This window comes from Ancylobacter dichloromethanicus, assembly GCF_018390645.1.
Taxonomy (GTDB): Bacteria; Pseudomonadota; Alphaproteobacteria; order Rhizobiales; family Xanthobacteraceae; genus Ancylobacter; species Ancylobacter dichloromethanicus.
Genome location: NZ_JAHBGC010000007.1, coordinates 46,165 through 70,904 on the forward strand (window position 1 = coordinate 46,165; position 24,740 = coordinate 70,904).

At 65.9% G+C, this 24,740-nt stretch carries 29 protein-coding genes, 1 pseudogene and 1 other annotated feature; of the genes and pseudogenes, 10 read left to right on the plus strand and 20 right to left on the minus strand.

Annotated elements, in window-relative coordinates; translation table 11 throughout:
* Positions 1 to 11 precede the first annotated feature (11 nt).
* Positions 12 to 1,111, minus strand: a protein-coding gene (locus KHC23_RS04465) for an IS3 family transposase (protein ID WP_246544205.1) whose coding sequence is annotated in 2 segments (ribosomal slippage) — positions 12 to 862 and positions 862 to 1,111 — 1,101 coding nt in all. Because the reading frame shifts where the segments join, the coding sequence is not laid out codon by codon here.
* A gap of 263 nt (positions 1,112 to 1,374) precedes the next feature.
* Positions 1,375 to 1,764 carry a DUF2934 domain-containing protein gene (locus KHC23_RS04470; protein WP_213369942.1) on the minus strand — a complete coding sequence of 130 codons (390 nt, stop codon included), beginning with the start codon at positions 1,762 to 1,764 and terminating at the stop codon, positions 1,375 to 1,377.
* A gap of 117 nt (positions 1,765 to 1,881) precedes the next feature.
* On the opposite strand from KHC23_RS04470, the gene KHC23_RS04475 reads away from it, so the two are divergent.
* From KHC23_RS04475 to KHC23_RS04485, 3 genes are all read left to right on the plus strand, one after another.
* Positions 1,882 to 2,604: a hypothetical protein gene (locus tag KHC23_RS04475; RefSeq protein ID WP_213369944.1), complete on the plus strand. Its 723-nt coding sequence runs from the start codon at positions 1,882 to 1,884 to the stop codon at positions 2,602 to 2,604.
* A gap of 120 nt (positions 2,605 to 2,724) precedes the next feature.
* On the plus strand, positions 2,725 to 3,309 hold the full coding sequence (locus tag KHC23_RS04480) for a TetR/AcrR family transcriptional regulator (protein WP_213369946.1): 585 nt from the start codon (positions 2,725 to 2,727) through the stop codon (positions 3,307 to 3,309).
* Between the two features lie 9 nt (positions 3,310 to 3,318).
* Complete coding sequence (locus KHC23_RS04485; RefSeq protein ID WP_213369948.1) at positions 3,319 to 4,185, plus strand: DUF3313 domain-containing protein; 867 nt, start codon at positions 3,319 to 3,321, stop codon at positions 4,183 to 4,185.
* A gap of 81 nt (positions 4,186 to 4,266) precedes the next feature.
* On the opposite strand, the gene arsH is transcribed toward KHC23_RS04485, so the two are convergent.
* The 6 genes from arsH to KHC23_RS04515 are packed head-to-tail and all read right to left on the minus strand — an operon-like array spanning position 4,267 to position 9,056.
* Positions 4,267 to 5,016, minus strand: coding sequence for an arsenical resistance protein ArsH (gene arsH, locus KHC23_RS04490; RefSeq protein ID WP_213369950.1), 750 nt, complete (start codon positions 5,014 to 5,016; stop codon positions 4,267 to 4,269).
* An 8-nt stretch (positions 5,017 to 5,024) separates the two neighbouring features.
* Positions 5,025 to 6,257: an MFS transporter gene (locus tag KHC23_RS04495; RefSeq protein WP_213369952.1), complete on the minus strand. Its 1,233-nt coding sequence runs from the start codon at positions 6,255 to 6,257 to the stop codon at positions 5,025 to 5,027.
* Positions 6,254 to 7,315 carry an ACR3 family arsenite efflux transporter gene (gene arsB, locus KHC23_RS04500; RefSeq protein ID WP_213369954.1) on the minus strand — a complete coding sequence of 354 codons (1,062 nt, stop codon included), beginning with the start codon at positions 7,313 to 7,315 and terminating at the stop codon, positions 6,254 to 6,256. Before arsB ends, KHC23_RS04495 begins: the two co-directional genes overlap by 4 nt.
* Positions 7,316 to 7,321: 6 nt before the next feature.
* Positions 7,322 to 8,149: an arsenate reductase (glutaredoxin) gene (gene arsC / locus KHC23_RS04505; protein WP_213369956.1), complete on the minus strand. Its 828-nt coding sequence runs from the start codon at positions 8,147 to 8,149 to the stop codon at positions 7,322 to 7,324.
* Between the two features lie 3 nt (positions 8,150 to 8,152).
* Positions 8,153 to 8,695: an arsenate reductase ArsC gene (locus tag KHC23_RS04510; protein WP_213369958.1), complete on the minus strand. Its 543-nt coding sequence runs from the start codon at positions 8,693 to 8,695 to the stop codon at positions 8,153 to 8,155.
* A complete protein-coding gene (locus tag KHC23_RS04515) occupies positions 8,688 to 9,056 on the minus strand; it encodes an ArsR/SmtB family transcription factor (protein WP_213369959.1) in 369 nt (122 codons plus the stop codon). Before KHC23_RS04515 ends, KHC23_RS04510 begins: the two co-directional genes overlap by 8 nt.
* A gap of 255 nt (positions 9,057 to 9,311) precedes the next feature.
* Positions 9,312 to 9,367 (plus strand) — a sequence feature (sul1 is cis-regulatory element that is thought to sense ions involved in sulfur or methionine metabolism; They are found in Alphaproteobacteria).
* Positions 9,368 to 9,428: 61 nt separating this feature from the next.
* On the opposite strand from KHC23_RS04515, the gene KHC23_RS04520 reads away from it, so the two are divergent.
* Positions 9,429 to 10,910 (plus strand): SulP family inorganic anion transporter, encoded by a 1,482-nt coding sequence (locus KHC23_RS04520; protein ID WP_213369961.1) that lies wholly within the window; start codon positions 9,429 to 9,431, stop codon positions 10,908 to 10,910.
* Between the two features lie 84 nt (positions 10,911 to 10,994).
* Here KHC23_RS04520 and KHC23_RS04525 read toward each other — a convergent pair whose 3' ends face one another.
* Positions 10,995 to 11,369, minus strand: coding sequence for a winged helix-turn-helix transcriptional regulator (locus KHC23_RS04525; protein WP_213369964.1), 375 nt, complete (start codon positions 11,367 to 11,369; stop codon positions 10,995 to 10,997).
* Positions 11,370 to 11,714: 345 nt separating this feature from the next.
* Between KHC23_RS04525 and KHC23_RS04530 the strand changes: the two genes are divergently transcribed.
* Positions 11,715 to 12,581: an NmrA/HSCARG family protein gene (locus KHC23_RS04530; protein ID WP_213369966.1), complete on the plus strand. Its 867-nt coding sequence runs from the start codon at positions 11,715 to 11,717 to the stop codon at positions 12,579 to 12,581.
* 65 nt (positions 12,582 to 12,646) lie between these two features.
* Positions 12,647 to 13,219, plus strand: a complete 573-nt coding sequence (locus KHC23_RS04535; protein WP_213369968.1) for an isochorismatase family protein — start codon at positions 12,647 to 12,649, stop codon at positions 13,217 to 13,219.
* A gap of 273 nt (positions 13,220 to 13,492) precedes the next feature.
* Here the strand turns inward: KHC23_RS04535 and KHC23_RS04540 are convergent, their stop codons facing one another.
* The 5 genes and pseudogenes from KHC23_RS04540 to KHC23_RS04560 form a co-directional block, all read right to left on the minus strand.
* On the minus strand, positions 13,493 to 13,960 hold the full coding sequence (locus tag KHC23_RS04540) for a hypothetical protein (protein ID WP_213369970.1): 468 nt from the start codon (positions 13,958 to 13,960) through the stop codon (positions 13,493 to 13,495).
* Positions 13,961 to 13,971: 11 nt separating this feature from the next.
* Positions 13,972 to 14,751 (minus strand): anti-sigma factor family protein, encoded by a 780-nt coding sequence (locus KHC23_RS04545; RefSeq protein WP_213369972.1) that lies wholly within the window; start codon positions 14,749 to 14,751, stop codon positions 13,972 to 13,974.
* Positions 14,748 to 15,284 (minus strand): annotated as a pseudogene (locus KHC23_RS04550) (RNA polymerase sigma factor); the annotation flags it as partial. The pseudogene KHC23_RS04550 and the gene KHC23_RS04545, both read right to left, overlap by 4 nt.
* Positions 15,285 to 15,356: 72 nt before the next feature.
* A complete protein-coding gene (locus KHC23_RS04555; RefSeq protein WP_213369976.1) occupies positions 15,357 to 16,814 on the minus strand; it encodes a YncE family protein in 1,458 nt (485 codons plus the stop codon).
* Positions 16,815 to 16,824: 10 nt separating this feature from the next.
* The gene (locus KHC23_RS04560) at positions 16,825 to 17,349 is read right to left on the minus strand and encodes a DUF305 domain-containing protein (protein ID WP_213369977.1); all 525 of its coding nucleotides are present in this window, start codon (positions 17,347 to 17,349) and stop codon (positions 16,825 to 16,827) included.
* A 220-nt stretch (positions 17,350 to 17,569) separates the two neighbouring features.
* On the opposite strand from KHC23_RS04560, the gene KHC23_RS04565 reads away from it, so the two are divergent.
* Entirely contained in the window at positions 17,570 to 17,995 is a 426-nt protein-coding gene (locus tag KHC23_RS04565; RefSeq protein ID WP_213369979.1) for a nuclear transport factor 2-like protein, read from the plus strand.
* Positions 17,996 to 18,062: 67 nt separating this feature from the next.
* Here the strand turns inward: KHC23_RS04565 and sorB are convergent, their stop codons facing one another.
* The 5 genes from sorB to KHC23_RS04590 form a co-directional block, all read right to left on the minus strand.
* On the minus strand, positions 18,063 to 18,389 hold the full coding sequence (sorB, locus tag KHC23_RS04570; protein WP_213369981.1) for a SorB family sulfite dehydrogenase c-type cytochrome subunit: 327 nt from the start codon (positions 18,387 to 18,389) through the stop codon (positions 18,063 to 18,065).
* A gap of 12 nt (positions 18,390 to 18,401) precedes the next feature.
* A complete protein-coding gene (gene sorA / locus KHC23_RS04575) occupies positions 18,402 to 19,619 on the minus strand; it encodes a SorA family sulfite dehydrogenase catalytic subunit (protein ID WP_213369983.1) in 1,218 nt (405 codons plus the stop codon).
* A gap of 81 nt (positions 19,620 to 19,700) precedes the next feature.
* Positions 19,701 to 20,510: an anti-sigma factor gene (locus tag KHC23_RS04580; protein WP_213369985.1), complete on the minus strand. Its 810-nt coding sequence runs from the start codon at positions 20,508 to 20,510 to the stop codon at positions 19,701 to 19,703.
* A complete protein-coding gene (locus KHC23_RS04585) occupies positions 20,497 to 21,015 on the minus strand; it encodes an RNA polymerase sigma factor (RefSeq protein WP_213369987.1) in 519 nt (172 codons plus the stop codon). Before KHC23_RS04585 ends, KHC23_RS04580 begins: the two co-directional genes overlap by 14 nt.
* 79 nt (positions 21,016 to 21,094) lie before the next feature.
* Positions 21,095 to 22,267, minus strand: a complete 1,173-nt coding sequence (locus KHC23_RS04590) for a TDT family transporter (protein ID WP_213369989.1) — start codon at positions 22,265 to 22,267, stop codon at positions 21,095 to 21,097.
* Positions 22,268 to 22,399: 132 nt separating this feature from the next.
* Between KHC23_RS04590 and KHC23_RS04595 the strand changes: the two genes are divergently transcribed.
* The 3 genes from KHC23_RS04595 to KHC23_RS24305 all read left to right on the plus strand — a co-directional run bounded on the left by KHC23_RS04595 (position 22,400) and on the right by KHC23_RS24305 (position 24,086).
* Positions 22,400 to 23,314, plus strand: coding sequence for a LysR family transcriptional regulator (locus tag KHC23_RS04595; protein ID WP_213369990.1), 915 nt, complete (start codon positions 22,400 to 22,402; stop codon positions 23,312 to 23,314).
* 94 nt (positions 23,315 to 23,408) lie between these two features.
* Positions 23,409 to 23,786, plus strand: a complete 378-nt coding sequence (locus tag KHC23_RS24300) for an SH3 domain-containing protein (protein ID WP_246544208.1) — start codon at positions 23,409 to 23,411, stop codon at positions 23,784 to 23,786.
* 30 nt (positions 23,787 to 23,816) lie between these two features.
* Complete coding sequence (locus KHC23_RS24305) at positions 23,817 to 24,086, plus strand: hypothetical protein (protein ID WP_246544210.1); 270 nt, start codon at positions 23,817 to 23,819, stop codon at positions 24,084 to 24,086.
* Between the two features lie 69 nt (positions 24,087 to 24,155).
* On the opposite strand, the gene KHC23_RS04605 is transcribed toward KHC23_RS24305, so the two are convergent.
* Positions 24,156 to 24,740 carry a hypothetical protein gene (locus tag KHC23_RS04605; RefSeq protein WP_213369992.1) on the minus strand — a complete coding sequence of 195 codons (585 nt, stop codon included), beginning with the start codon at positions 24,738 to 24,740 and terminating at the stop codon, positions 24,156 to 24,158.

Below are 24,740 nucleotides of genomic sequence, written 5' to 3' on the forward strand. Positions count from 1 at the left end.
GATTTGTGGCCTCAGGCGGCCTCGGTTTCCAGTGGGATTGTTGCGGCGAACTCGGCGGGAGATCGATTGCCGAGAGCTGAATGAGGTCGGTGCAGGTTGTAGTCCTCCTTCCATGAGGCGATGGCGGCACGGGCCTGACCCAGGCTCGAGAACAGGGTCTCATTCAGGCACTCGTCCCGGAACCGTCCGTTGAAGCTCTCGACGAAGCCGTTCTGCATGGGTTTGCCCGGCGCGATATAGTGCCATTCGACGTCGGTCTGTTGGCACCATTTGAGAACGGCCATCGAGGTCAGCTCCGTGCCGTTGTCGGAAACGATGGTCGCAGGCCTGCCCCGGATAGCGAGCAGCGCGTCGAGCTCGCGCGTCACCCGAAGGCCCGAGAGCGAGGTGTCGGCCACCAGCGCCAGGCACTCCCGGCTGAAGTCGTCGACGACGGCCAGCACCCGGAAACGCCGACCGTCCGTGAAGGCATCTGACACGAAGTCGAGGCTCCAGCGGACGTTGACCCGATCCGGTACCAGGATAGGACGCCGCGTGCCGAGCGCTCGCTTGCGCCCCCCGCGCCGAAGGACTTGAAGCTTCTCTTCCCGATACAGCCGGCGCAGCTTCTTCTGGTTCATGACGATGCCCTGGCGCCTCAGCATGATGTGGATGCGCCGGTAGCCGAAGCGACGGCGCTCGCCGGCCACGGCCCGCATGGCCTCCCGCAGACTTGCATCGTCGGAACGCACACTTCGGTAGCGCACGCTGGTGCGATCGACGCCCAGCGCCTGACACGCCCGACGCTGGCTCACCCCGTGCGCGGCACAGGCATGGGCCACGGCTTTGCGCCGTGCATCGGGCGTCACCATTTTTTTGAGCTGACATCCCTCAGGATCGCGTTGTCGAGCATCTGCTCAGCCAGCAGCTTCTTCAGCCGCGCATTCTCCTCCTCAAGCGCCTTCAGCCGCCGGGCATCGGACACATCCATGCCGCCGTACTTCGCCTTGAACTTGTAGAAGGTCGCCGAGGAGATGCCGTGCTTGCGGCAGACGTCAGCGGTCTTCGCCCCCGCCTCCTGCTCCTTCAGCATCCCGATGATCTGTTCCTCTGTGAACCGTGAGGCTCGCATCGTCCGTCTCCATGATCGACGGACTCTACCTAAATCTGGAGGAGGATCAGGGTCTCAGGTCACGCGATATGCCGCGACGTTCCCTCTCAAAGCACAACACTATCGATAACGCCTTTGTGTTCTTAGTATTATCTCGACACCAATACCTGCCAATAACGATCGGTCCTCGTGGCTAGTCTTCCTCGGCGAACCAACCCGATGTCACGAATGCACGCGACGGCGGGGCAAGGCACCAAGGCGCTCTGAGCCGTGCCGCCAAACTTTTAGAGCCGTCGGCCGGCCTCGCCGCTCATCGCGCCTTCGGGGTCTCCGAGGGGCGACACCTTACCGCGCCGCTCGATCGGCACTTCCAGGGTTCGGCGGATGGTCTCGATCTCACTGACGGGTGCGGGCTCGTCGCCGTGCGGAGTCCCATCGGGATTGATTTCGGATCGGCGGGAAATCGCCGTCCCGCCGGGATCCACCGATGCCTCGCCCGTCACCATCGAGGGCTCGGCAGCATCCACCGGCTCGAAGTTTTCCGCAGAATCATTCTCGACCGCCGCCATTTCCTCGGCCCGAAACCAGTGGGCGTCAGCGCGTCCTTCCGGTCGGCCTTCGTCTTCCCACAGGCGGTGTGCACGTTCGCGGATGCGGTCTTCTCGCTGGTCCATCACTTCCTCCCGATCTGTTGAGGAAGAACGCGCGGAGAAAGAGGACCGTTCCGCTCCGGAACGCGCCGCTACGAACAACGTGGAGGTTATGGCGTGCGGAGGCTTTCCCATTCGATCATGGCCGAGAAGAGCACCATCAGGCGCCTGGCACGCCGTTTCGATCTCAGGATCGTCTGTCCCGCAGAGCTCACTATCCGCCGCAAGCCGCGCGGACGCGGTTTCAGCTACGAGGCGGAGAACGGCGCGCCGCTGAAGGACGCTAAAATCCTCGCGCGGCTGAAGGGCCTCGCGGTTCCACCGGCCTATGTGAAGGTGCGCTTCGCCGCCGATCCGCGCGCGCATCTGCAGGCGGTCGGCGAAGATGCCGCCGGACGCCTGCAATATCGCTATCATGCCGACTGGACGCTGGTGCGCGAGACGTTGAAGGCGCAGCGCCTGTCCGGCCTCGCGCAGACGCTGCCGGTGATCCTGCGCTTCGTGCGGCGGGCGCTGCACCGGTCTGAATCCGGCCGGCAATTCGTCCTCGCCGCGGTAGTACAGCTCGTCGCGCTGACATCGATACGCGCGGGCAGCGATCAATATGCTCAGGAGCACGCCACGCGCGGCGCCACGACGCTGCTCAAGTCACATGTGAGCATCAAGGGCGACGAGGTGACGCTCGCCTTCAAGGGCAAAGGCGGCAAGGTCATCCGCAAGCAGGTCCACGACGCCGGGCTGGCGGGAGCACTAACGCGGACGAAGGCGATCCCCGGTTCCGCTCTGGGGCAGTCATTTGGTGCAATTGGGCCATCGCTAGTCGGCCTTGGCATCGATCTGCTGCGGATGGCATTCCAGGTTTAGAATCGAGCCGGAAAAGCCGCTCCTCTAGCTGGGCAGCACCGCCATAGGTCGAAAGTCAACACGTGTTGACGTTCGACTCCTGATGGTGTCTGGTGCCAACGGCGTCAACGAGATCGAACCATGGCACGCAGAATCGTCGTCCGGGGGGAAGGGACAACCCGCCAGACCATACTGACGGCAGCGGCAAAGCGCTTCGCCTCGGCCTCGTATGACGAGGTCAGTCTTCGCGATATCTCGGCCGACGTGGATGTCGATGTGGCCTATGTCCATCGCAGCTTCGGATCGAAAGAGAACCTTTTCCGGGAGGTCCTGGCGTCGCGACGTATCGAGCCCCCGTTTCTCAATGTGGGGGTCGAGGCCTTGGCGAGGTATCTTGCCAAAGGAGTGATCGAACGTTCCCACATGAAAGATCACCAACAGCCCGATCCATTGCTGATCCTCATGCACTCGCTGACCAGCATAAAAGCCGGGGCTATTGTCGGAGAGTGGCTGCAGACCGACTTTATCGAACCGCTTCATCGGAAGATTGGCGATTCAACATCATCCCGTGCGTCGATGATCATGTCGTTGCTGATCGGGTTCAGCATTCTGCGCAATCTCATCCAGATTTCCGCCGCCACTGAAATTGATTCCGCGCAAGCTGAAATGCTCATAGCGCGCGCGATCGAAGGAATCATGAGCAATGACAGCAGGAACGAGGCCTGAGGCGACGACATGAACCGTTCCCGTTGGTTTTGGAATAGATTCTCGTTGTATCAGGGTGGCCTGCACTGGCTTGCGCTGCCGTTGACCCTCGCAATGGCTGGATGCGCATCCGTGCCTCTCAAAGAAGGTGGCACTCTTTCTTCTTACGGTAATCTTGGTGTGACCAAAGGGGAATTATCCAAGTCGCGCACATTCGTGGACGGGCAAGGTCTGGCTGCGATGAAAACCGTCAAGATCGTGCCGACGACCTTTGCGTCGGATGCGGCCTCGCGAGTCAAGGCCAAAGCTGACCGTGCCTTGGTATCCAATGCACTGGATCGAGAGCTTTGCGTCGCGCTCAGCGACAAATATGAGGTGGTGTCGGCCGAGCAGCCCGCCGATCTGACGGTTCGAGCGGTTGTCACCGACCTCGTACCAACGGACAAGGCAATGGCCGGCGTCTCGGCCATGGTGACCTTGGGTACCGGCGTTGTGCTTCCGGTGGGCGTTCCGCGCATTCCCGCGGGATTGGGCGGACTCTCCGTGGAGGCGGAGGCTGTCGACAGCAGCGGAATCCAGCGCGCCGCGATGGTGTGGGCGCGCGGCGCGAACTCGATCCAGAACAACCCGCGCGTATCCGAAGTCGGTGATGCCTATAGCCTGGCATCGACATTTGGGAGTGATTTCTCCCGAATGCTCGTTACCGGTAAGGAACCGAAAGACCTGGAGATCGTGCTGCCCTCGGGCCAGCGCGTTCAGTCGTGGTTCGGGGGCAAGCCGAAATACGCGGTGTGCGACAACTTCGGCCGTTCGTCGGGCCTTGCACGGGCGGTCTTTGATAAGATCGGCGCTCCTCCGGAGTGGTCGGATAAACGCGCCGAGGCTGCCACGCAATGATGAAACAGATGGTCCACATGGTCGCTCGGCGACGAGCACATTGCGACATGACGGCCTTTTCACAGCCGCGTCCGAGGGGCATCAGCCGATCACTTGATGAGACCGACTGTCCACTCGATCGCCCGCGTCGAAACACCGGGCGGCCTCGCGCCGTTCGCTGTAGCGGCTGGTGAAATACTCCGTCCGGTCGCGGGTGAGCAGCGTGAACTTCACCAGTTCCTCCATCACGTCTACCACGCGGTCGTAGTACGGCGAGGGCTTCATGCGGCCCTCCTCGTCGAACTCCTGAAACGCCTTCGCCACGGAGGACTGGTTCGGGATGGTCACCATCCGCATCCACCGTCCGAGGACGCGCAGGGCGTTCACCGCATTGAACGACTGCGAGCCGCCGCTCACTTGCATCACCGCGAGCGTCCGGCCCTGCGTGGGGCGAACCCCGCCCACCTCCAGCGGTATCCAGTCGATCTGGCTCTTGAAGATGCCGGTGATGGTTCCGTGCCGCTCGGGGCTGCACCAGACCTGACCTTCGGACCATATCGAAAGGGCACGAAGCTCCTGCACCTTGGGATGATCGGACGGCACGCTGTCGGGCATCGGCAGGCCGCTTGGATCGAAGATGCGGGCTTCGGCACCCATGCGCTCCAGCAATCGCGCGGCTTCCTCCACCAGCAGCCGGCTGTAGGAGCGCTCCCGCAGCGAGCCATAGAGCAGCAGGATGCGTGGCGGGTGGGTCGAGGGTGCGCGGACCGCCAGCTTGGCGTGGTCCGGCAGGTCGAGATGGGCCGCATCCAGGGCGGGGAGGGCGTCGTCGGCTGGCGTGTCGGAGGGCATGACGGGACCTATGCGGGTTGGACAGCCCGGCGGGACAGCGCCGCCGCAGACCAGAAGCCGAGCGCGAGGACGAGCGTGCCGGCCAGGAGGGCGAGCAGCACCGCGTCATACGAGCCCGAAGCGGACCAGAGGAGCGCTGCGCCCACGGGGGCGATGGCGCGGCTCGCCGATGCGGGCGCGGTCAGGGCACCATTGACCGCCCCATAGGCGCGCCGCGTCAGCATCTCCGGCACGGCGAGACCGCGCACGATGGTCATGATGCCGTTCGCTGCACCGTACATTGCGGCCACGATGGCGATGATCGCGAAATGGGGCGGCAATTCCAGCGCGAGCAGGGTGATCGGGAACACCAGCACGACGACGCATCCGATGACGCGCACAGAGGCCCCCGGCGCGAGTAGCCAGATGGCGAGCCTTCCCGCGACCTGCGCCGGGCCGATGATGGCCATCGCCGCGACCACGGTCGTGCTGTCGAAGCCGCGCTCGCCGAGCAGCGGATACAGGTGGAAGGTGAAGGCCGAGAAGGTCGCCGCATAAGCGGTGAACGCCACGGCCAGCGCCCAGAACACGGGTTGGTGCATCGCCCAGCGGACGGCGGAGTTGCCGGTCCACGAGCCGTCCTGCGCCCCCGTGTGCGGCGCTGCCGGATGATCCCGCTCCGGGCGGATGACGCCGGCGTAGAGCGCCGCACAGAGCACCAGGTTGATCGCACCCAGCACCATGAGCGTGTGCCGCCAGCCATAGAGATCGAGCAGCAGCTGGACCAGCGGAATGAACGCCGTGGACGCAAAACCGCCCCACAATGTCAGGGCGGTGATGCCGGCTCGGGCATGGTCTGCTCCCGCCCGGCGGGCGACCACGGCGAAGGCGGGCTCATAGAGCGTCGCGGCCTGCAGGGCGCCGATGCCGGCCGCGCAGATGTAGAACACCAGCAGGTTTGCGGCCTGCGACCAGGCGAGGAGCAAGGCGCCCGCAAGGACGGAGCCGCCCGCCATGATGAGCCGCCCCTGCCCGCGGTCGATGGCCGAGCCGACCGGGTAGGCGGCCAGGCCCGCGAGCGCCAGCCCGAGCGTTGCCGCGCCATACAGTTCCGTCTTGGACCAGCCGAGCTCGACCCGCATCGCCTCCGCGATCAGCGGGAAGCTGTAATAGAGCGAGCCCCACGAGCAGATCTGACCGATCCCGAGGCCGGTGATGAAGAGGCTTCGCGGGCTGGGCTCCCGCGCTTCGGCCGTGGTCATGACGGGCCCGCGGTCCGATGGGCGGGACGTTCGACGGGGTGACCCTCGTACCAGCCCTTGGACCGGTTCACGAGCCACACCACGGTCAGCATCACCGGCACCTCGATCAGCACACCCACCACCGTTGCCAGCGCGGCCCCGGACCGGAAGCCGAACAGGCTGATGGCCGCCGCCACCGCCAGCTCGAAGAAGTTGGACGCGCCGATGAGCGCCGAAGGACCGGCGACGCAGTGCTGTTCGCCGCTCAATCGGTTGAGCAGATAGGCAAGCCCGGCGTTGAAATAGACCTGGATCAGGATTGGCACCGCCAGCAGGGCAATGACCAGCGGCTGCGCGAGGATTTGCTCACCCTGAAACCCGAACAGCAGCACCAGCGTCGCCAGCAGCGCGAGAAGCGACAGCGGCTGGAGGCGGTCGAGCAACCGAAGCAGGGCCGCCTCGCCGCCACGTGCCAGCAGGCCCCGGCGAACCGCCTGCGCGAGGATCACGGGCACGAGGATGTAGAGCACCACGGAGAGCAGCAGCGTGTCCCACGGCACGGTGATGGCGGAGAGCCCGAGCAGCAGCCCGACGATGGGCGCGAAGGCAAACACCATGATGGTGTCGTTCAAGGCCACCTGCGAGAGCGTGAAGTGCGGCTCGCCCCTGGTCAGGTTCGACCAGACGAACACCATGGCGGTGCAGGGGGCGGCGGCGAGGATGATGAGCCCGGCTATGTAGCTGTCGATTTGATCGGCCGGCAGGTACGGCCGGAACAGATAGCCGATGAACAGCCAGCCGAGGGCCGCCATCGAGAACGGCTTCACCGCCCAGTTGACGAACAGCGTGACGCCGATGCCGCGCCAGTGCTGCGCGACCTGACCGAGGGCCGCGAAGTCGATGCGCAGCAGCATCGGCACGATCATCAGCCAGATGAGCGTCGCCACCGGCAGGTTGACCTTGGCGACCTCGGCTGCGCCGATCACCTGAAACAGGCCGGGGAACAGGTGGCCGAGCCCGATGCCGGCAAGGATGCACAGGCCGACCCAGACGGTCAGATAGCGTTCGAACGTCGTCATGGCGCCTCAGAGCGTGATGCGGCGGGTGAGAAGGGGAGCGGTGGCCGGGCAGAGCGAGACGGCCTGCGGCGCCCGCCGGATGGCCTCGGGGGCCGCTTCGCGAGCCGCTACCGTGAACCCCAGCCTCTCGAAGAACGCCGCCGCAGACGTCGTCAGCAGCCAGGCCTTGCGACCGCCGACATCGAACGCGCGGCTCATGAGCAGGAGGGCGATATTGCGCCCGATGCTCTTTCCACGTGCCGCTGGCGTGACCAGCAGGGAGCGCAGGAGCACATCGTCTCCGCTCACCTCGAAGCCGCCATAGCCGACCAGTGTGCCTCCGAGGGTCCGATAGCCGTAGAACCGGCCGGTTGACGACCGCAGGTCATCGGTCGGAAGGCCCGTGTCGCGAAGGGCCCTGGCCAGGCGCGGGTCGGTGGCAGCCACCTGCTCGTCACGGAGGAAGGGGCCGCCATCGTCCTTGTCGAGGTCGGCCCTCGGAGCCACGGGCAGCAGGTCCAGGACCGTCTCGGATGGGCGGCACAGCTTGACCCCGAGGGGTGTCACCACAATCGGGCGGTTGATGAGGACGGGGTGGTCCGCGACGGCCGCGAGCAAGGCGGCATCGTCCAGCGCCGGGTTGTCGAGCCCGAGTTCCCTGAACGGGGTTCCCCGCTCGCGCAGCAGGTTCCGGAGCGGCCAGCCCATACGGCTGGCAAGCTGGAGCAGCAGGGCCGGCGTCGGCGGAGTCTTGAGATATTCGACGACGTGCGGCTCGATCCCGGCATGGCGGATCAGCGCCAGCGTATTGCGCGACGTGCCGCAATCCGGATTGTGATAGACGACGACATCCATCCCTCAGGCCACGTCCGGGCGACGCGTGGTGCTGCCCTCAAGCTGCCCGATCTCCCGCAGCTTCGTGCCGAGTGCGACGGTGTCGAGGCTCTTGAGCGGCAGTGCGGTGAAGACCGAGATGCGGTTCCTGAGATAGCGGAACGCGTCGGCGAAGGCGGCTTCCTGCTGGATGTCCGAACCGGACGCGGCGGCGGGATCCTCGATGCCCCAATGTGCGGTCATCGGCTGTCCCGGCCATACCGGGCAGGCTTCGCCAGCGGCGTTGTCGCAGACGGTGAACACGAAATCCATCAGCGGCGCTCCGGGCGTGGCGAACTCGCTCCACGATTTGGACCGGAAGCCCTCCGCCGGATAGCCGAGGCTCTGCAGCGTCCTGATGGCGAGCGGATGCACGGCGCCCTTCGGCTGGCTGCCGGCCGACCAGGCGCGGAACCGGCCGGCGCCGAGCTTGGTCAGTATGCTCTCGGCGAGGATCGAGCGGGCGGAGTTGCCGGTGCAGAGGAACAGCACGTTGTAGACGCGGCCGGAGCCGATGGCGTCAGTCATGGACGGGCTCATTTGCGGCGGTGAGGGGAGGGCAGCAGGGCGACAGCTCCGCGAGCAGCGGCGCGCACACTTCGGGCCGGCCGGCGCAGCAGTTCCGCACGAGGAAGCTCGCGAGTTCGCTCACGGCGGCAAGACGGGCGCGGTAGATGATCGTGCGGCTGTGGCGTTCGGCGCCGATCAGGCCGGCGCGTGACAGCACCGCGAGATGGGTCGACATGGTGTTGTGCGGCACGGCAAGCCGCCGGGCGACGTCCCCCGCGGGCAGGCCGTGCGGCTCGTGCTCGATAAGCAGCCGGAACACGTCAAGCCGGGTCGACTGGGCGAGCGCGGCAAAGGCGAGGATGGCTTGTTCTGAGTCCATATGTCGACGCTAATCGACAGGTAGGAATCATGCAAGTGTCGAGCAGGTCCAGGAGGACGACGCGCCGCTAGCCTAGTCTGCCCGAAGCAGAAGGAGGGGGCTTAGCGCCAGACGCGGAACGTGGAGGATAGGCGGATAGCGGATGCCACGTAGTTTTTTTGGGGGAGACATCGCTTCTCGTTTTCTGAGGGGCACAGCCAGCGCCAGGACCCTTGTTGCACCGCAGCAGAATATCATTTAGGCCAAGTCCATTCGTCAGGACCCGGTAAAACCCCGGGTGGCTCTTCCGGCCGCCGATCCGCCGGATCACGCACAGTTAGCGCGCGTCCCGCTCGCCATTCGGCGAACGCTCGCTCTTGCGAAGATTCCCACATGACATTGACCTCACGCTATTTTCGCGACTGGACCTCCAATATCCGCGCCGACGTGCTCGCCGGCATCGTCGTCGCGCTCGCCCTGATTCCGGAAGCCATAGGCTTCTCGGTCATTGCCGGCGTCGATCCCAAGGTGGGCCTCTTCGCCTCCTTCGCCATCGCCTGCGTCTCCGCTGTCGTCGGTGGGCGGCCGGGCATGATCTCCGCCGCGACGGCGGCGACCGCCGTGGTGATGGTCAGCCTCGTGCGCGATTACGGCCTGAACTATCTCTTCGCGGCGACCATTCTGATGGGCGTCATCCAGATCATCGCCGGCGTGCTGAGGCTCGGCCGCGTGATGCGCTACGTCTCGCGCTCGGTGATCACCGGCTTTGTCAACGCGCTCGCCATCCTGATCTTCATGGCGCAGCTGCCGGAGCTGATCGGCGTGCCGCTCGACACCTATCCGATGATCGCCGCCGGCCTTGCGATCATCTATCTGTTCCCGCGCCTGACCAAGGCGATCCCCTCGCCGCTGGTCGCCATCGCCGTGCTCACCGCCTTCGCGTGGTGGAGCGGCCTGGAACTGCGCACCGTCGGCGATCTCGGCGAGCTGCCCTCCAGCCTGCCGGTCTTCACCCAGCCGCAGGTGCCACTGACGCTGGAGACGTTGCAGATCATCCTACCCTATTCGCTCACCCTCGCGGCTGTCGGCCTGCTAGAGTCGCTGCTCACGGCGCAGATCGTCGACGACATGACCGACACGATGAGCAACAAGAGCCAGGAATGCGTCGGACAGGGCGCGAGCAACATCGCCTCGGCGCTGATCGGCGGCATGGGCGGCTGCGCCATGATCGGCCAGTCGGTGATCAACGTCACCTCCGGCGGGCGCGGCCGGCTCTCGACCTTCGTTGCCGGCAGCTTCCTGCTGTTTCTGATCCTCGTGCTCGACGACCTCGTGCGGATCATTCCGATGGCGGCGCTGGTCGCCGTCATGATCATGGTGTCGATCGGCACCTTCTCCTGGCGCTCGATCCTCGATCTGCGCCGCAATCCGCGGTCCTCGTCCGTGGTGATGCTGGCGACGGTGATCACGGTGGTGGCGACGCACGACCTCGCCATCGGCGTGCTAGTCGGCGTGCTACTGTCGGGCGTGTTCTTCGCCGGCAAGGTCTCGCAGCTCGTCGCCGTCGGCGAGCATGTCGACGACGAGAGCGGCCGCGTCACCTATGTCGTCTCGGGCCAGATCTTCTTCGCCTCCGCCGAGGTGTTCCTGCGCGGCTTCGATTTCGACCGGCCGGCGCGCGAGGTGATGATCGACCTCACCCACGCGCATTTCTGGGACATCACCTCGGTCGGCGCGCTGGACAAGGCGGTGCTGAAGTTTCGCAAGGCCGGCGCGCGCGTGGAGGTGATCGGCCTCAACGAGGCGAGCGCCACAATGGTCGCGCGCTTCGCTAGGCACGACAAGGACGTACCAGCCGCTGCGGACCTCCATTGATGGCATAAGCGCCATCTAGGCCATCCGATGGAGCGAGCCGGCCCATGGAGCGAGTCGGACGGGCAATGGATGCCGGCCATTCTCTCAAGCCAGCCGACTGCCATGACCCCTACGCAGTGAACGCGCCCAGTCCGCCAGTCCCTCGAAGATCGGCTTTAGCGCCCTCGCGTTGTCAGTCAGCGCATACTCTACCCGCGGCGGGATCTCCGCATAGGCAGTGCGAGCGATCAGGCCATCGGCTTCGAGAGCTCTGAGCTGCGCCGTGAGCATGTGCTGCGTGATACCGGGCAATGCCCGGCGCAGTTCGCCAAATCGCATGGGTCCGGCCAGCAGCACCCAAAGGATATCGATCTTCCACCTGCCAGTGATCATGTTCACCGCCTGGCGAAACTCGTTGAGCTCGACCACCGAAGGCACGCAGACCTCCGGGACAGACGCGTCGTCGGTTGTCCCTTCCATGCCAGTCCGATTTTCCATGCTATGCGCAGGCGTGGATATTACAGCGGTTTTTCATACCATCATCATGAGATCGCCTGCGAGACAAGCGAGCCTGTCACAGGACGCCCTCCAGCGCCCGGCCGGCTGCCGCCATCCGGTCGAGTCGTGATCAGGAACTCTATGCTATCCCTATAGCATAGGCGCCGCGGCGCATTGACAGCCTATGTCCATGCTGCGCGTGGCAACCAAGCTCATCTTCTGCAGTCACAGGCGCCAGGCACCACCTGACTGACAGTATTATTTTTCATACTGGTATGATTTTTCATTCTACTTGCGAAAGGCGATGCTGCATATAGCTTCCATACCATGAGTATGCGAAACGATAACTCTCCAAAGATCATCGTCGTCCTCGGGGCCACTGGACAGCAAGGCGGCGGGATCGCGCGGGCGCTGGCGGCGGACGGCCGGTGGAAGCTGCGCGCCTTCTCGCGAAATCCTGCCTCGGATTCGGCTCGTCGGCTCGCCGCCAGGGGCTTCGAGGTGGTCGCCGGCGATATGGACGACCCGGCTTCCATGCGTGCGGCTTTCAAAGGAGCGCATGGCGTTTTTTCCGTCCAGGGCACGGACCAAGGTGGAGAGGTGGAGACGCGCCGCGGCATCGCCGTCGCAGACGCGGCGCTTGCCGCTGGGGTCGAGCACTTCATCTACGGATCCGTCGGCGGCGCAGACCGCCGTTCAGGCGTCCCCCACTTTGAGAGCAAGAGGCGGATTGAGGAACATGTCCTCAGCATCCGCCTGCCGGCAACGATCGTTCGACCCGTCTTCTTCATGGACAATTTCACCAAGGCCTCGATGCGGCTCGTGCTGCTGGCCTTGATGCGCAGCTACGTCCCGAAGGCGAAGCCGCTCCAGATGATCGCCGTCGATGATATCGGCAAATGGGTGGCGCGCGCCTTCGCGGATCCTGCGGGCTTCATCGGGAAAGCGGAGGAGATTGCCGGCGACGAACTGACACGCGCGCAAATCGTCGCCGCGCTGAAACGGCACGGCTGGTCGGCGGGACTTCCATTTCCGCTTCCAAGGCTGCTGCTGCGCCCGCTTCCCTATGACGTGCGCAGGATGTTCGAATGGTTCGGCACCGCCGGCTATTCCGCGGACATCCCGGCCTTGAAGGCACGGCAACCCGACATCCTCACATTTGAAGACTGGCTTGCCAGGCAGCCGACTGGGTGACGGCCGCTTTTCGCGGAAGCGGCGATGCGGGTCCGGACGGCACTGAATCAAAGGAGTAAGGGTCGATGCACAAGAACGTTTACACGCCCGAAAATGCAGCGATGCTGCTGATCGACCATCAGGAGGGCACGATATCCTGGACGCACTCTCACGACGTCAGCGGAATCAAGGAAAATGCCCTGTCTCTGGCGAAGATTGCCAGCGCTGTCGGGATGCCGCTGGTGCTGACAGCGAGCATGGAGGACCAGGCACAAGGTCCGTTGCTGCCTGAATTCGAAGCGATTGCACCTGAGGCTTTTGCGAGCCGCATCAAGCGAGCCGGCATCGTCAATGCGATGCACGACGAGAACTTCAATCACGCGGTGAGGGACACCGGCCGCAAGAAGGTCGTTGTTGCCGGGATCACCACCGAGGTCTGCGTGGTCTTCCCTGTCCTTCAGTTGCTGGATGAGGGCTATGAGGTGCAGGTCGTCTGCGATGCGTCCGCATCGTTTACGAAGATCGGTGATGATGCCGCGCTGCGCCGGATGGAACAGGCTGGCGCCGTGATCACCTCCACCGCTCAGCTGATCTCCGAGCTTGCCGTTGATTGGACCACGCCCAAGGGACAAGAGCTTGGCAAGCTTTTCAACACTTGAACCTAACCCCCTGGCTCGATCCATTTAACGAATTTCGGGTGTTTGCCGATGCTCGGGATGGTCTTGGCAGAGAGTCCGCAACTCCAGGAACGACCGAGTTCAGGATCTCGCCGAGACGCCCGGGGGCTGACGAACTGGATCACCGAGCTTTCCTGTATCGTCGCCCGCTGCCTTGCGGGGCATCGTAACCGCCCGCGTTTCGGAGGTTGTACAGGGCCTTTCATTGAAACTTGCTGCACGGCCAAGTCTTTTGAAAGTCCTGGCTTGTCGAGCCTAGCTCAGCCCCGCCAGCACGAGGAAGAAGGCGGTGTGGGCGACGGCGAAGGCGAGAATGCCGACGGCGCTGAGCGTGTTGATGCCGGCAAAACCCTGGCCGAGGGCGGGCAGCACGATGCCGGCATTGATCAACCAGACCAGCAGCGCATAGATCAGTCCCTTTTCGAGAGCTGAACCGGGCAAGAGCGGCCTGATCCAGACATAGATCACCGCGAACGCCAGTCCCACGGCGACCTTGAAGCCGTTGGTGAAGAGAGCGCCGTTCGGATCGGGAAGAGAGAGCGCGGCCCAGATGCGATCGACGCCGAACCCCTGCAGCACGGGGCCGGTCCACATCTTCACCAGCCGCTGGAAGCCGCCGCGCGCGGTGACGATGCCGAACCGGTCGGCGAGGCCAAGCAGGAGGAAATTGACCGCCAGCCCGACCAGGCCCGCCAGCAGCGCCCTCGAGTAAGTGGCAAGCATTATCGTTCCCCTCAGGCCTCGCTGCGGATCTGGCGGCGCACTTCGTCCGCCAGCGGGTGCAGCCTGTCGGACGCCACCCCTCCGACGAGGCTGTAGCCGAGGCCGTTGTCGGCCCAGGCGAAGCCGTTGAGCTCGCCTTCCGCGTGCGACGACATGGGCATGTCGCGCTCGGCCTTCATCGGCCGCGCCAGCATCACGAGGCGAGTGCCGCGATCGTCGTCATACATGAACAGCGCCGCCGGACCGTGCTCGGTCGGCACCACGCGCCCGCCCATGAGCCGGTAGCCCGCCGCGGTCAGGTCCGGAATGCCGATCGGACGGCCGACACGCTTGGCGGTCCAGGCGGCGAGCACGTCGCGATCGCTCGCGCGGATCTCGACCGGCCGCACCTGGTCGGGCGCGTAGGTCGCATAGCTCGCCGCCGCCTCGCGGGCGAGCGCCTGGATTCCTTCGGAGGGCGGAGGCGTCATGCCGCGCAGCGACCAGCCGCCAGCGGCGCCCACGGACAACAGCAGCACCGCGGCAGCCGCCATCGCCCAGCGCGGCGCTTGCCGGGGACGCCGGCGTTCCTCGATCATGCGCGAAAGATCGAGTTCCGTCGGCACCGGCTCCTCGATCACCGGGGCGAAAGCCGCGCGCAGCATGTCGGCCTGCTCACTATGGAGGGCGAGGCGCTGCGCAACATCCGGGTGAGCGTCGAGATAGGCGAGCACCTCCGCATGACGGGCGGGATCGAGCGTGCGGTCGAGGAGACCGTTGAGGTCGTCTTCGGTGATTGGGCGAGAGCTCATTTCACGCTCCGGAGATAGGGCGGCGAGAGGGTCGCGCGCGGTTCGGCGGACATCAGCCGGGCAAGGCGTTCGCGGGCACGCGACAGCCGCGACATCACGGTGCCGATCGGCACGTCGAGCACCCGCGCGGTCTCGGCATAGGAGAGCTCCTCGACGGTGACCAGCAGCAGCACGGTGCGCTGCTCGTCCGGCAACCGGGCCAGCGCGGCGAGCAATTCGCGATGGCGCAGCCCATCCTCCTGCGGCGCAGCGAGCGACAGGTTCGCGGCATCGGCATCGTCAAGGGCGACGTGGACCGGCCGCTGCGCCGAGCGGCGCAGCCGCGTCATGGCGAGATTGTGCAGGATGGTGAAGATCCACGCCCGCGCATCGTCGTTCGGACGCCGCTGATGCCAGCGGCTGATGGCGCGCTCCAGGCAGTCCTGCACCAGATCGTCCGCTGCCGCCCGCTCGCGCATCAGGGCGCGGGCATAGCGCCGGAGCGCGGGGATGAGCGGCTCGATGAGGCGCACCATCTCGTGGTCCATGCTGTCTCCTTGTCGCGAGAGAAGGCGGGCCGCCCGCGGTTGCGAGACGTTCCGCCTTCATCCCGGGCGGCATGCCGGTCAGTCGAGCGTCTGGCGCTGCACCACGGCACCGGGCTGCGCGGTCGAGCCCTCGGCGATGACGAGATAGCGCCGCTGCGCCTTCGCGTCGTTCTGTACGATCTGGCGGATCGGACCGGCAGCGTTGACGATGGCCGAACCGGCCGGATTGGTCATGAAGGCGGAGAGAGGTTCCAGCGTGCCCTTGCCGTCCGGCTGACTGGCCAGCGCCAGCACATAGGGCTTCTTCGGCGCGAGGCCGGTCACCGAGGCCTGCAGGATCTGGATTAGACCCTGATCGAACAGCGAGACGCTGGTCGGGGCCTTGCCCTCTCCCTTGCCTTCCTGGCTGAGGGTGAGATGCGCCGTCTGACGCGCCACGCCGAGCGGCTGCAGGTTCTGCATACCGTCGCCCTCCGGCACCGCATTCGGCACATAGTTGACCGCTTGCGGCGCCTGGCCGATCGGGATCGTGGCGACCACCTTGTTGGTCAGGGTGTCGATGGCGGCGAGCGCGTCAGCATTCTCAAGACCCACATAGACCCGCGACCCGTCGCCCGACGGCCAGATGCCGTGCGGCAGCTTGCCGACCGGAATGGTCGCGACCTGCGAGAAGTCGTCGGTGCGGAACACCTTCACCTCGTTAAGTCCGCCCACCGTCACATAGGCGAAGCTGCCATTGGCGTTATGCGCGAAGTTGACGTGGTTGGTGATCGGGCCGGTGTCGAGCGTCTTGATGACGTCGAAAGGCGGCTGCGCGTTGAACACCTGCGTCTTGCCGATGTCCTTCAGCGTGAACCAGACCTGCTTGCCGTCCGGTGTCGCGGCGATGTTCGGGCAGAACGGGCTCTCCTGCTTCACATGGCCGACGATCATATGGTCGGCAACCGAGATCACCACCGTCTCCGGCATGAAGGAAGAACAGACATAGCCGTATTTGCCGTCGGGCGAGAAGATCTGAATGCCCGGGCCGTTCGGCACCTTGATGCGGGCCTTCTCCTCATAGGTCGTCCCGTCCAGCACGGCGATGTAGTCCTCGCCGCGCACCGTGACCCAGACTTCCTTGCCGTCCGGCGTGAAGAACGCCTCGTGCGGCGAGCGGCCGACATAGGTGGTGAGCTTGACCCTATTGGTCGCGGTGTCGATGAAGGTCACCGAGTTCGAGCCGATCGACACCACGGCGATGGTCTTGCGGTCAGGGGAGAAGCCCATGCCGTGCACCAGCACCTGCCCCTTGTAGAGCGGGCTGAAGTTCACCGGCTGCGGCTCGCCCAGCCGGATGACGCCGACGAGCTTGTTAGTGGCGGGATCGGTGACGGAGATGGTGTTGGAGAACTGCTCGGCGGCATAGACGCGGTCGCGGCTGCTCAGCGGGATGTCGGGGGCGGAGGCGGCGAACGGCGCCTGTCCGGCGAAGGCGGGCGCCGCACAGGCGAGAAGGCTGCTGGCGAGCACGCCGGTCAGGAAAGGATTCTTCATCGGTCGGTTCCTACTTCATCGGCATCGACATGGCCGGCATCGTCATGTGGCCGGCGGACATCGTGCTGTGGGATGTGGTGAGGCCGGAGGTGGTGAGGCCGGACATGGCGGAATGGTCGTGGACGGTGCCGGCCTCCGGCTCGGTCGGCGCCGGCGCGGAAGGCGGCAGAGGCTGGCCGAGCGCGAGCCGCATCGCGGCGATCTCCTGCTGCTGCTCGACCACGATCTCCTGCGCGAGGCGGCGCAGCAGCGGGTTGGTGCCGTAGCGCAGATAGGCGACCGCCATGTCGATGGCGCCCTGATGGTGCGGGATCATCATCGCCGTGAAGTCGGCGTCGATGTCGCCGGTCGGCTTCACCTCCATCTCCGCCATCATCTTGTCCATGGCGGCCGTGTTCTCGGTGAGGAACGGCGCTTCGTCGCTGGTCGTGGAAGCCGTCTCGGTGCCATGGTCGTGGTCGTGCGCCTCGGCCGCGGCGCCGGCGAGGCACAGCGCGAGCAGCGCGCCGACATGGGACAGGTGTCGTTGTCGCATGGGCTTTTCTCCTTCCGGCGCGATGGCGCCTTCGGAAGGTTGGACTCCGGGCCGTCGCGATTATTCCGGCCCGGCACGCATTTTTCTGCGGTCCTTCGCATTGGCCCGTCCGACGCCCGCGCCAGGCTGGGAGAAATTCGGGACCCGCGCCCTGCGGGGCGGAATAAATCGGCGCGGCGCGAGTCTCCCGTGTGCAGGCCACATTTGGAGATACACGCACATGCGCCTTTCAACCCTCGCCGCCACCCTCGTCCTCGTCGCCGCTTCCGGCTCGGCCGCGCTGGCAGGACCTGCTGAAGACCTCGCCAGGTCACGCATCGACGCCATTGCCGGCGGCGACCTCGCCACTGTCACCGCCGCTTACGGCCCCGCTGCAACCCTGCACTGGGTTGGCGGCCCGCTCGACGGTACCTACAGCCAGCCGGGCAAGATCAAGGAGATCTGGTCGAAATTCTTCGCCGCCCAGGGCGCCCAGAAGGCGACCGTCGCCGCGGCGGCGGAGGCGGCCAATCCCAAGGGCGGCACCGTGACAATCGACGCCAGCTTCGCCGGCAAGAACACCGTCAAGGTGCGCTACGTGCTGCTCTATCGCGACGGCAAGCTCACCGACGAGATCTGGCAGGTCAATCCCGCCGCCGCCTATTGAGCCACCAATCCCGTGGGGGCGGCCATGGTGCCGCCCCCACGGAACTCAATGGTCAGTAGGTCTTGGATCAGTAGGTCTTGGCGAGATAGTCGGCGATGGCCTTGGCATCCGCCTCGTCCACCGGCGCATGGTAGACCTTGACCATCTTCTGAACTTCCGCATCCCAGAATGCCGGGCCTTTGCCCGGCGGCTGCGTGTTGATGTAGTCCGCGGAATGGCAGGCCGCGCAATTGTTCTGCGCCGCCTCGAAGCCGGGCTGCGGCCCGGGCTTCAGCTGGGCGGTCTCGTCGGGAAGCACATAGGTCAAGGGCGCCGCAACGGTGGGGCCCCCGAGGACCGCGATGAGGCCGATGCCTGCCGACAAGGCGATGGGGTGAATAAGGCATTTCGCCATCATGATCTCCCCTCAAGCCGCGATGACGCGCGTCGCTTCCACGACGTTGCGCATGTAGCCGGCCGGATTCCATGTTGCCTGCAGGGCCTGGGTCTCGCCCTTGGCGTTGGTCGCCCTGCACATCAGAACATGTTCGCCCTTCGTCAGGGGAAGGACCATGCTCCACTGGCGGAACGAATACTTGCCGAGATCCTGGCCGAGGGTGGCGTCCCGCCACGATTGGCCGCCATCGGGCGATATCGAAACCTGCGTGATGCCGTAGCCGCCGTCGAAGGCAATGCCGCGCAGCGGCACGTCCCCGGCCTTTACCGTGGCTCCGCTCTCCACATTGGTGATGAAGGAGCGGACGTCGAACCGGTTGATGGGGACCGTCGCCGCGGGAGCCTTGCCGGGCTCAGTGCAGGCGCACGCATTGTCCGGAATGCGGTAGGCCGACTTCATCCAGAAACCGTCGAATTCCTTGTCGATCACCGTGATCTCGTTCAGGTGCTTGACCCAGTAGGTGCCGTAATAGCCGGGCACGATGAGGCGCAGCGGATAGCCGTTGAGCCAGGGCAGGTCGCTCCCGTTCATCGAATAGGCGAGCATCACTTCGCCATCGGTGGCGTGGTCGATGGCGAGCGCTTTCGCGAAGTCCGGGGTTTCGGGAATGACCGGCCCGTCGAGCCCCGCGAACGTGACCTGCTTCGCGCCGGCCTGGACACCGGCCTTCTGGAGCACGGCCTTGAGCGGCACGCCGCGCCAGCGGGCGTTTCCCATGGCGCCGTTGGCAAGCTGGCCGCCGGCGACGCGAGGGTCGACGAAGCCGCGGCTGTTGCCGGAGCATTGGTTGACCGCGACGATCTCGCTGGCGAGAAAACCGTCCTTCAACTCCTGAAGCGACAGCGAGAGCGGCGTATCGACGTTGCCCTTGACCGTCATGCGGAAGCTGTCCGGGTCGATCTCGAGCGGAATGTCGGCGAGATGATAGCGCACGAAGAAGGCGTCGTTCGGCGTGATGACGCCTTCGTCGAACACCGAGAAAGGCGTTTCGAGCTGCGGCGGCCGCGCCGTCAGGCCGATCAGCGGCCGCTTGCCGGGATATTTGACCAGAGGCCGCTCGCCATTGGCGAAGGGCAAGGTGACGGTGTCGGCGGCCAGCGCATGGCGGCTTGGCCAACTGAGCACCCCGGCTCCCAGTCCCAATGCGGCAGTTCCTGCCGTCCTCAGCATTTGTCGTCTGTTGAACATGGCGTCTCTCCCGAGGAAATTTCCTCCTTGTTCAAGACGTACAGACGGCGCCTTTTATTCCCTGACTACCGAGGTGCCCGCTCATGTGCCGCAGGGCTGGCCGATACCGGGTATCTCGCGCAGGGCGGCAACCTGCTCGCTTGTCGGCTTCCGGCTGCGAAGCGTCATATGCGCGACGATGTCGGCAATGCGATCCAGCCGCTCGGAATCCATGCCGCGACTGAGCAAAGCGTAGTCGGCCCGGTCCGAGCTCCAGGCGCGGATATGCAGGCGCTCCTGGTCCGCACGCGCTGGGGTGCCGTTCCAGCGGTTCGAATGCGGACCGATCCAGAGGCCGAGCCGACAGCCATGCGGGCCGCGATAGCCCGCCAGCAGCCCGCCGCCGTCGCGCATCGTCGGGTCGATGGAGATATAGGACAGCTGGAGCAGAGCCATGCTCAGGTCGGGCAGGCCTTCGGCTTCATAAGAGGTGAGAGTCACCGGAATGCCCCCGCCCGCCAAAGGCGTGGCGCCCGACAGCCACTGCTCGTGGGCCGCCACGGCCTGCCGGAGCGGGGATGCCTCCGGGGGCACACGGGTCGTGTGCCAGACCAGAACACCTGCAAGCATCAGCAGGGCCGCGAAGGAGGCGGCAAAGGCCAATGGCCGGCTCGAAACCGCGGGGCCTTGTCGAGGCGGCAACAGAGGAGGGACGTCTTCCTCGGCGGGAAGAGCGCGCGTCGCCGACCTCAGCTGCGCGAGCGTCGCTACGCGCGCGGCGGTGGACGGATCGCGCGCCACCGCAGCCGCCACCTCTGCCGCCATGTGCGGTGCAAGCTCCTCGTCGACATAGGCATTCAGCATCTCCCAGGAGATGGAGTCCATCCGTGCCAGGCCGTCATCCTCCGCCATGCCGCCGCCTCGCTGCGAGTGGAAGCACATTGCCCTCCGAGATCACCGCCAGCAGGGACAGCCTCGCGCGGCTCAGCCGGCTCATCACCGTGCCCTGCGGCACGCCGAGGATCGAGGCGACCTCCGCATAGCGAAAGCCGGCGAGGTCCACCAGTTCGATGATTTCCCGATGGATGGGCTCGAGCCGCTCCAGCGCCTGCCGCACGGTGATCGCCGCAATGACGCGGTCATCATAGTGCTCGGACGGCTCGGGCAGCGGCTCGGCGGTCAATTCCGCATCCGTGCGGCTTCGCCGGAACTCGTCGATCCAGGCGTTGCGCAGGATGGTGAATATCCATGCCCTCACGCTGACCATGTCGGCAGGCAGCGACCGGCTCGACAATGCCTTGACCGCGCAGGATTGCAGGAGGTCGCCGGCGGCTTCCCGGCTCCCGGTGAGGTGCAGGGCATAGGAGAACAGCCGCTGCCAGTCCTGCTTCAGCGCGGTTTCGACTGCGGCGCGCATGCCCTCGCCTCCTGCCATGGCCGTTCATGCTAGCCGGGGTCGGGGCCGGCCGCTACGCGAACGTGCAGGCGCCGCCGCCTCAGGCGATGTCCGCTTCGAAGCGCACCGGCACCGCCGCACCCTTGAGGCAAGGCGAGACGAACAATGTCGTCGTCCATGCGCCGTGGAGCGTTCGCGCGGCGACGATGACCCAGAACACCGCCAGCGCGATTGCGAAGCCCGCTCCCGCCACCGCGAAGAGTTCAAGCCTGGTCGTACGGGCCAGCGCCAGCGTCGCCAGAGTGTAGACAGCGAGCGGGAAGGTGAAGCCCCACCAGCCGAGATTGAACGGCAGGCCTTCGCGCAGATAGCGCACGGTCTTCAGGAGTGCGAGGGCGAGCCACCAGGCGCCGTATCCCCACAGCACGATGCCGCCGATGACCCCTAGCCCGAACGCCACCTCGCCGACGCCGGCAAGACCATTCGCGGCGAAGATGGCCGGCGCGTCGCCGCCGAGCAGCAGCAGCCCGAGCGCACCGGTTCCGATCGGCCCGAGCGCCAGCCATGCCGAGACGCCCATGTCGCGCTCCGGCAATTTATGCAAGGCGAGCCGCAGCACGAGGAGAACGAGGATGCTCATGGCGAGCGGGACGGAGCAGGCCCACAGCACATAGCCGAGGACGAGCACCAGGAAGGCTTCCGATGCGCCGAGATGCGGGGCGAGGAGCCCTGCGCTGGCGGCAGCGACCTCGCAGGCGACGATGGGCAGAAGCCAGACGGCGGTCAGCTTCTCGATGCTGTGCTGCTGGCGGGTGAACATGAAATAGGGGATGGCGAGCCCGCAGGCCACCGACAGGGCGGCGTCAAGCCACCACAGCCCATGGGCGATGGCGATCGCCCGTCCGCCGATTAGCTCCGGGCCGAAGGCCAGGAAGCCGTTGACGATGGTGGCGAGGCCCATCGGCATGGCGCCGAAAAACATAGACATCACCGGGTGCTGGAAAACCCGCTTCGCCTCGGCGAAGAACATCACCCAGCGCGCGCCATAGAGCAAAGCAAAGAGCGCAAACAGCGCGATGTTGAGGAGCCACAGGCCCACCGCCAGCGCGTGCAACGCCGGCAGCGGAAGCGGAAACTGGTTGAGCACCAGGGCGAGAGCGCCCGTTCCCATCGTCACCGTGAACCAATTGGGCGTGAAATTGCGGATGATTTCCGCGAGCGGCTTGGCCGGTGTGATGACGGCCGGCTCGAAATGTCGCGGCAGGTAAGTCATGGCGCAGTCTCCGAGGCGCATGGTCGCCCCCCTTCGTCGGAGAGGGGCCCGGCGGAAAGGTATGGCCGCGCAGCTAATAATTCCAATAGATCGTAAAGCTTGATATGATCTGACAGATAGATTGATTGCGCCATGACCTTGGAACAGCTTCGGATCTTTGTCGCGGTGGCCGAGCGCCAGCACGTCACCCAGGCGGCGCGCGCGCTCAACCTCGCCCAGTCGGCCGCCAGCCACGCCATCGCGGTGATCGAGGCACGCCATGACGTCAAGCTGTTCGATCGCATCGGACGCCGCATCGAATTGACCGAGGCAGGGCGCGCCTTTCTCGCTGAAGCGCGGACCATCCTCGCGCAGGTCGATCATGCTGAACGGGTGCTCGGCGAATTCGGCACGCTCGAGCGCGGCACGCTCGCCGTCCATGCGAGCCAGACCATCGCCAGCTACTGGCTTCCGCGCCACCTCGTCGCGTTCCGTCGCGCCTATCCGCGCATCGACATCCGCCTTCAGATCGGCAACACGGCGCAGGTCGCCGAAGCCATTGAGACCGGCGCCGCGGAACTCGGCTTCGTCGAAGGCGAGGTCGAAAGTCAGGTCCTGGTGAGCGCGCCGGTCGCGCGCGACCAGCTCGTCCTCGTGGTAGCGCCCGAGCATCGCTGGGCGGCGGCGGACAAGCCGTCCCCGCACGACCTCCGGGAGAGCGACTGGGTGCTGCGCGAACCGGGCTCCGGCACGCGTGCGGCTTTCGAGCAGGCGCTGGCGAAGCTGGGTATCGAACTGCGCGATCTGCACATCGCCATGGAATTGCCCTCGAACGAGGCGGTGCGCGCCGCCGTCGAGGCCGGCCTTGGCGCGACGGTGCTTTCGGCTTCCGTCGCGGCGCCGAGCATCGAAGCCGGGCTTCTGCAGCAAGTCGACGCCAAGCTGCCGGATCGGGCCTTCCACGTGCTGCGGCACACGCAGCGCCATCGCAGCCGCATCGCGGATGCACTTCTGTCGATCATTCGCGGTGGCGACAGCGCTCGCGCGACCCCTGCTGTCACAAATTGAAACATGGTCGAGACACCGAGGCGATGCCAGGCGCCTAGCAAGGTCGGCGGATAAACAGACGCCGCCTCCGTGCGGCATGCCTCGGGGTTCCGCCATGCTCAGGAAGATCCTTCTCGCCGCCGCGCTGACGCTCGCGGCCGCGCCGGCGGCCAGCGCCGCCACCACCACCGCCGTCGCCGTCACCAACGTCAATCTGCGCGCCGGCCCGTCGACCCTCTATCCCGCGGTCACCGTGGTGCCGACGGGCGCCGCCATCACCACCTTCGGCTGCGTTTCCGGCTACAGCTGGTGCGACATCGGCTTCGGCCCGTATCGCGGCTGGGTGGCGGCAAGTTATGTCCAGGTCGTTTACCGGGGAGCGCCGGTCGTGCTCACCGCGCCGCTGGCGCCGGCGGTCGGCATCAGCATCGTGTCATTCAACCGGGCCTATTGGGACCGCTACTATGTCGCCTATCCCTGGTACGGGCGCTGAGCGGCCTATCCGCCCTATGTCGCGCCGCGCGTGACGTCGACCAACCGCTCGGTCGCCTGCGCGGGCGGCGCCTGTGTCGGCGTCCGCGGCGCCACGGGAGTTCACGGCGGCTCGACCGCCCAGACCCGCGTCTGCACCGGCGGGGCCTGCACCTCGGCCCGGATTACCGCGGGTCCCAATGGCGGCATGGCGGCGCGCACGCGCCACTGTGCCACCGGACAGGGCTGCACCACCAACCGCGCGGTCATCGGCCCCGGCGGCGGTGTGCATACCGGCTCGCGCAGCTTCCAGCGCTGGTGAGCCGGCGTCCTTCCGGCAAAAAGGCCGGGAGCGCGCACTCCCGGCCTTTTCCTTTGACGCCCCAGTCCGTCAGAGCGGGACGCCGGGGTCCTCGCCACGCCGCCATTCCACGAAGCGGACGATCCGCTCGACCAGCTTCTCCTGCATCTGCTTCGCCATGCTCATCTGCTCGGGCGTCAGCACCGCCTTGAGCTTGGAGACGGCATCCTGCAGCGCGCGAGCCTTCTCCGCCCGCTGGATGGCGGCGCCGGCGATATCCTGGGCGAGGTCGAAGGCCTGAGCATCGGCGCGCTTCTTCTCGTCCATCCAGCGCCCCAGCCGCTCGCCGGAGGGGAGAAAGGCAATGAGCGCGTTGGTATAGCCGCGCCAGGCGTCCATCTGGTCGGTCCGGATGCCGAGCGCCGTCTCCTGCGCGGAGAGTAGCATGCCGGCGATGAGCCGCGCCGCGGCGGGATCGAAGGCCGGCCCGGGTCCGGCCGCGAAGGGCGGCACCTCGCATGCCCACGATCCCGCCGCCTGGGCCGAAGCGGCGGGCGATCCGGCCAGGTCCTGCGCGATTCCCAGCGTCGGCACGGCGCCAGCTGCGACGAGGGTGAGGACGGCGGCCCCGCCGGCGATCCGCGTGGAAAGTCTGGAGGGGAATATCTTTCTCAT

Bases quoted from the DNA above. Each gene is read 5' to 3' on its own strand.
- KHC23_RS04470 (WP_213369942.1), bottom strand. From the start codon at position 1,764: ATGGACCAGCGAGAAGACCGCATCCGCGAACGTGCACACCGCCTGTGG.
- KHC23_RS04475 (WP_213369944.1), top strand. From the start codon at position 1,882: ATGGCCGAGAAGAGCACCATCAGGCGCCTGGCACGCCGTTTCGATCTC.
- KHC23_RS04480 (WP_213369946.1), top strand. From the start codon at position 2,725: ATGGCACGCAGAATCGTCGTCCGGGGGGAAGGGACAACCCGCCAGACC.
- KHC23_RS04485 (WP_213369948.1), top strand. From the start codon at position 3,319: ATGAACCGTTCCCGTTGGTTTTGGAATAGATTCTCGTTGTATCAGGGT.
- arsH (WP_213369950.1), bottom strand. From the start codon at position 5,016: ATGCCCTCCGACACGCCAGCCGACGACGCCCTCCCCGCCCTGGATGCG.
- KHC23_RS04495 (WP_213369952.1), bottom strand. From the start codon at position 6,257: ATGACCACGGCCGAAGCGCGGGAGCCCAGCCCGCGAAGCCTCTTCATC.
- arsB (WP_213369954.1), bottom strand. From the start codon at position 7,315: ATGACGACGTTCGAACGCTATCTGACCGTCTGGGTCGGCCTGTGCATC.
- arsC (WP_213369956.1), bottom strand. From the start codon at position 8,149: ATGGATGTCGTCGTCTATCACAATCCGGATTGCGGCACGTCGCGCAAT.
- KHC23_RS04510 (WP_213369958.1), bottom strand. From the start codon at position 8,695: ATGACTGACGCCATCGGCTCCGGCCGCGTCTACAACGTGCTGTTCCTC.
- KHC23_RS04515 (WP_213369959.1), bottom strand. From the start codon at position 9,056: ATGGACTCAGAACAAGCCATCCTCGCCTTTGCCGCGCTCGCCCAGTCG.
- KHC23_RS04520 (WP_213369961.1), top strand. From the start codon at position 9,429: ATGACATTGACCTCACGCTATTTTCGCGACTGGACCTCCAATATCCGC.
- KHC23_RS04525 (WP_213369964.1), bottom strand. From the start codon at position 11,369: ATGGAAGGGACAACCGACGACGCGTCTGTCCCGGAGGTCTGCGTGCCT.
- KHC23_RS04530 (WP_213369966.1), top strand. From the start codon at position 11,715: ATGAGTATGCGAAACGATAACTCTCCAAAGATCATCGTCGTCCTCGGG.
- KHC23_RS04535 (WP_213369968.1), top strand. From the start codon at position 12,647: ATGCACAAGAACGTTTACACGCCCGAAAATGCAGCGATGCTGCTGATC.
- KHC23_RS04540 (WP_213369970.1), bottom strand. From the start codon at position 13,960: ATGCTTGCCACTTACTCGAGGGCGCTGCTGGCGGGCCTGGTCGGGCTG.
- KHC23_RS04545 (WP_213369972.1), bottom strand. From the start codon at position 14,751: ATGAGCTCTCGCCCAATCACCGAAGACGACCTCAACGGTCTCCTCGAC.
- KHC23_RS04555 (WP_213369976.1), bottom strand. From the start codon at position 16,814: ATGAAGAATCCTTTCCTGACCGGCGTGCTCGCCAGCAGCCTTCTCGCC.
- KHC23_RS04560 (WP_213369977.1), bottom strand. From the start codon at position 17,349: ATGCGACAACGACACCTGTCCCATGTCGGCGCGCTGCTCGCGCTGTGC.
- KHC23_RS04565 (WP_213369979.1), top strand. From the start codon at position 17,570: ATGCGCCTTTCAACCCTCGCCGCCACCCTCGTCCTCGTCGCCGCTTCC.
- sorB (WP_213369981.1), bottom strand. From the start codon at position 18,389: ATGGCGAAATGCCTTATTCACCCCATCGCCTTGTCGGCAGGCATCGGC.
- sorA (WP_213369983.1), bottom strand. From the start codon at position 19,619: ATGTTCAACAGACGACAAATGCTGAGGACGGCAGGAACTGCCGCATTG.
- KHC23_RS04580 (WP_213369985.1), bottom strand. From the start codon at position 20,510: ATGGCGGAGGATGACGGCCTGGCACGGATGGACTCCATCTCCTGGGAG.
- KHC23_RS04585 (WP_213369987.1), bottom strand. From the start codon at position 21,015: ATGCGCGCCGCAGTCGAAACCGCGCTGAAGCAGGACTGGCAGCGGCTG.
- KHC23_RS04590 (WP_213369989.1), bottom strand. From the start codon at position 22,267: ATGACTTACCTGCCGCGACATTTCGAGCCGGCCGTCATCACACCGGCC.
- KHC23_RS04595 (WP_213369990.1), top strand. From the start codon at position 22,400: ATGACCTTGGAACAGCTTCGGATCTTTGTCGCGGTGGCCGAGCGCCAG.
- KHC23_RS24300 (WP_246544208.1), top strand. From the start codon at position 23,409: ATGCTCAGGAAGATCCTTCTCGCCGCCGCGCTGACGCTCGCGGCCGCG.
- KHC23_RS04605 (WP_213369992.1), bottom strand. From the start codon at position 24,740: ATGAGAAAGATATTCCCCTCCAGACTTTCCACGCGGATCGCCGGCGGG.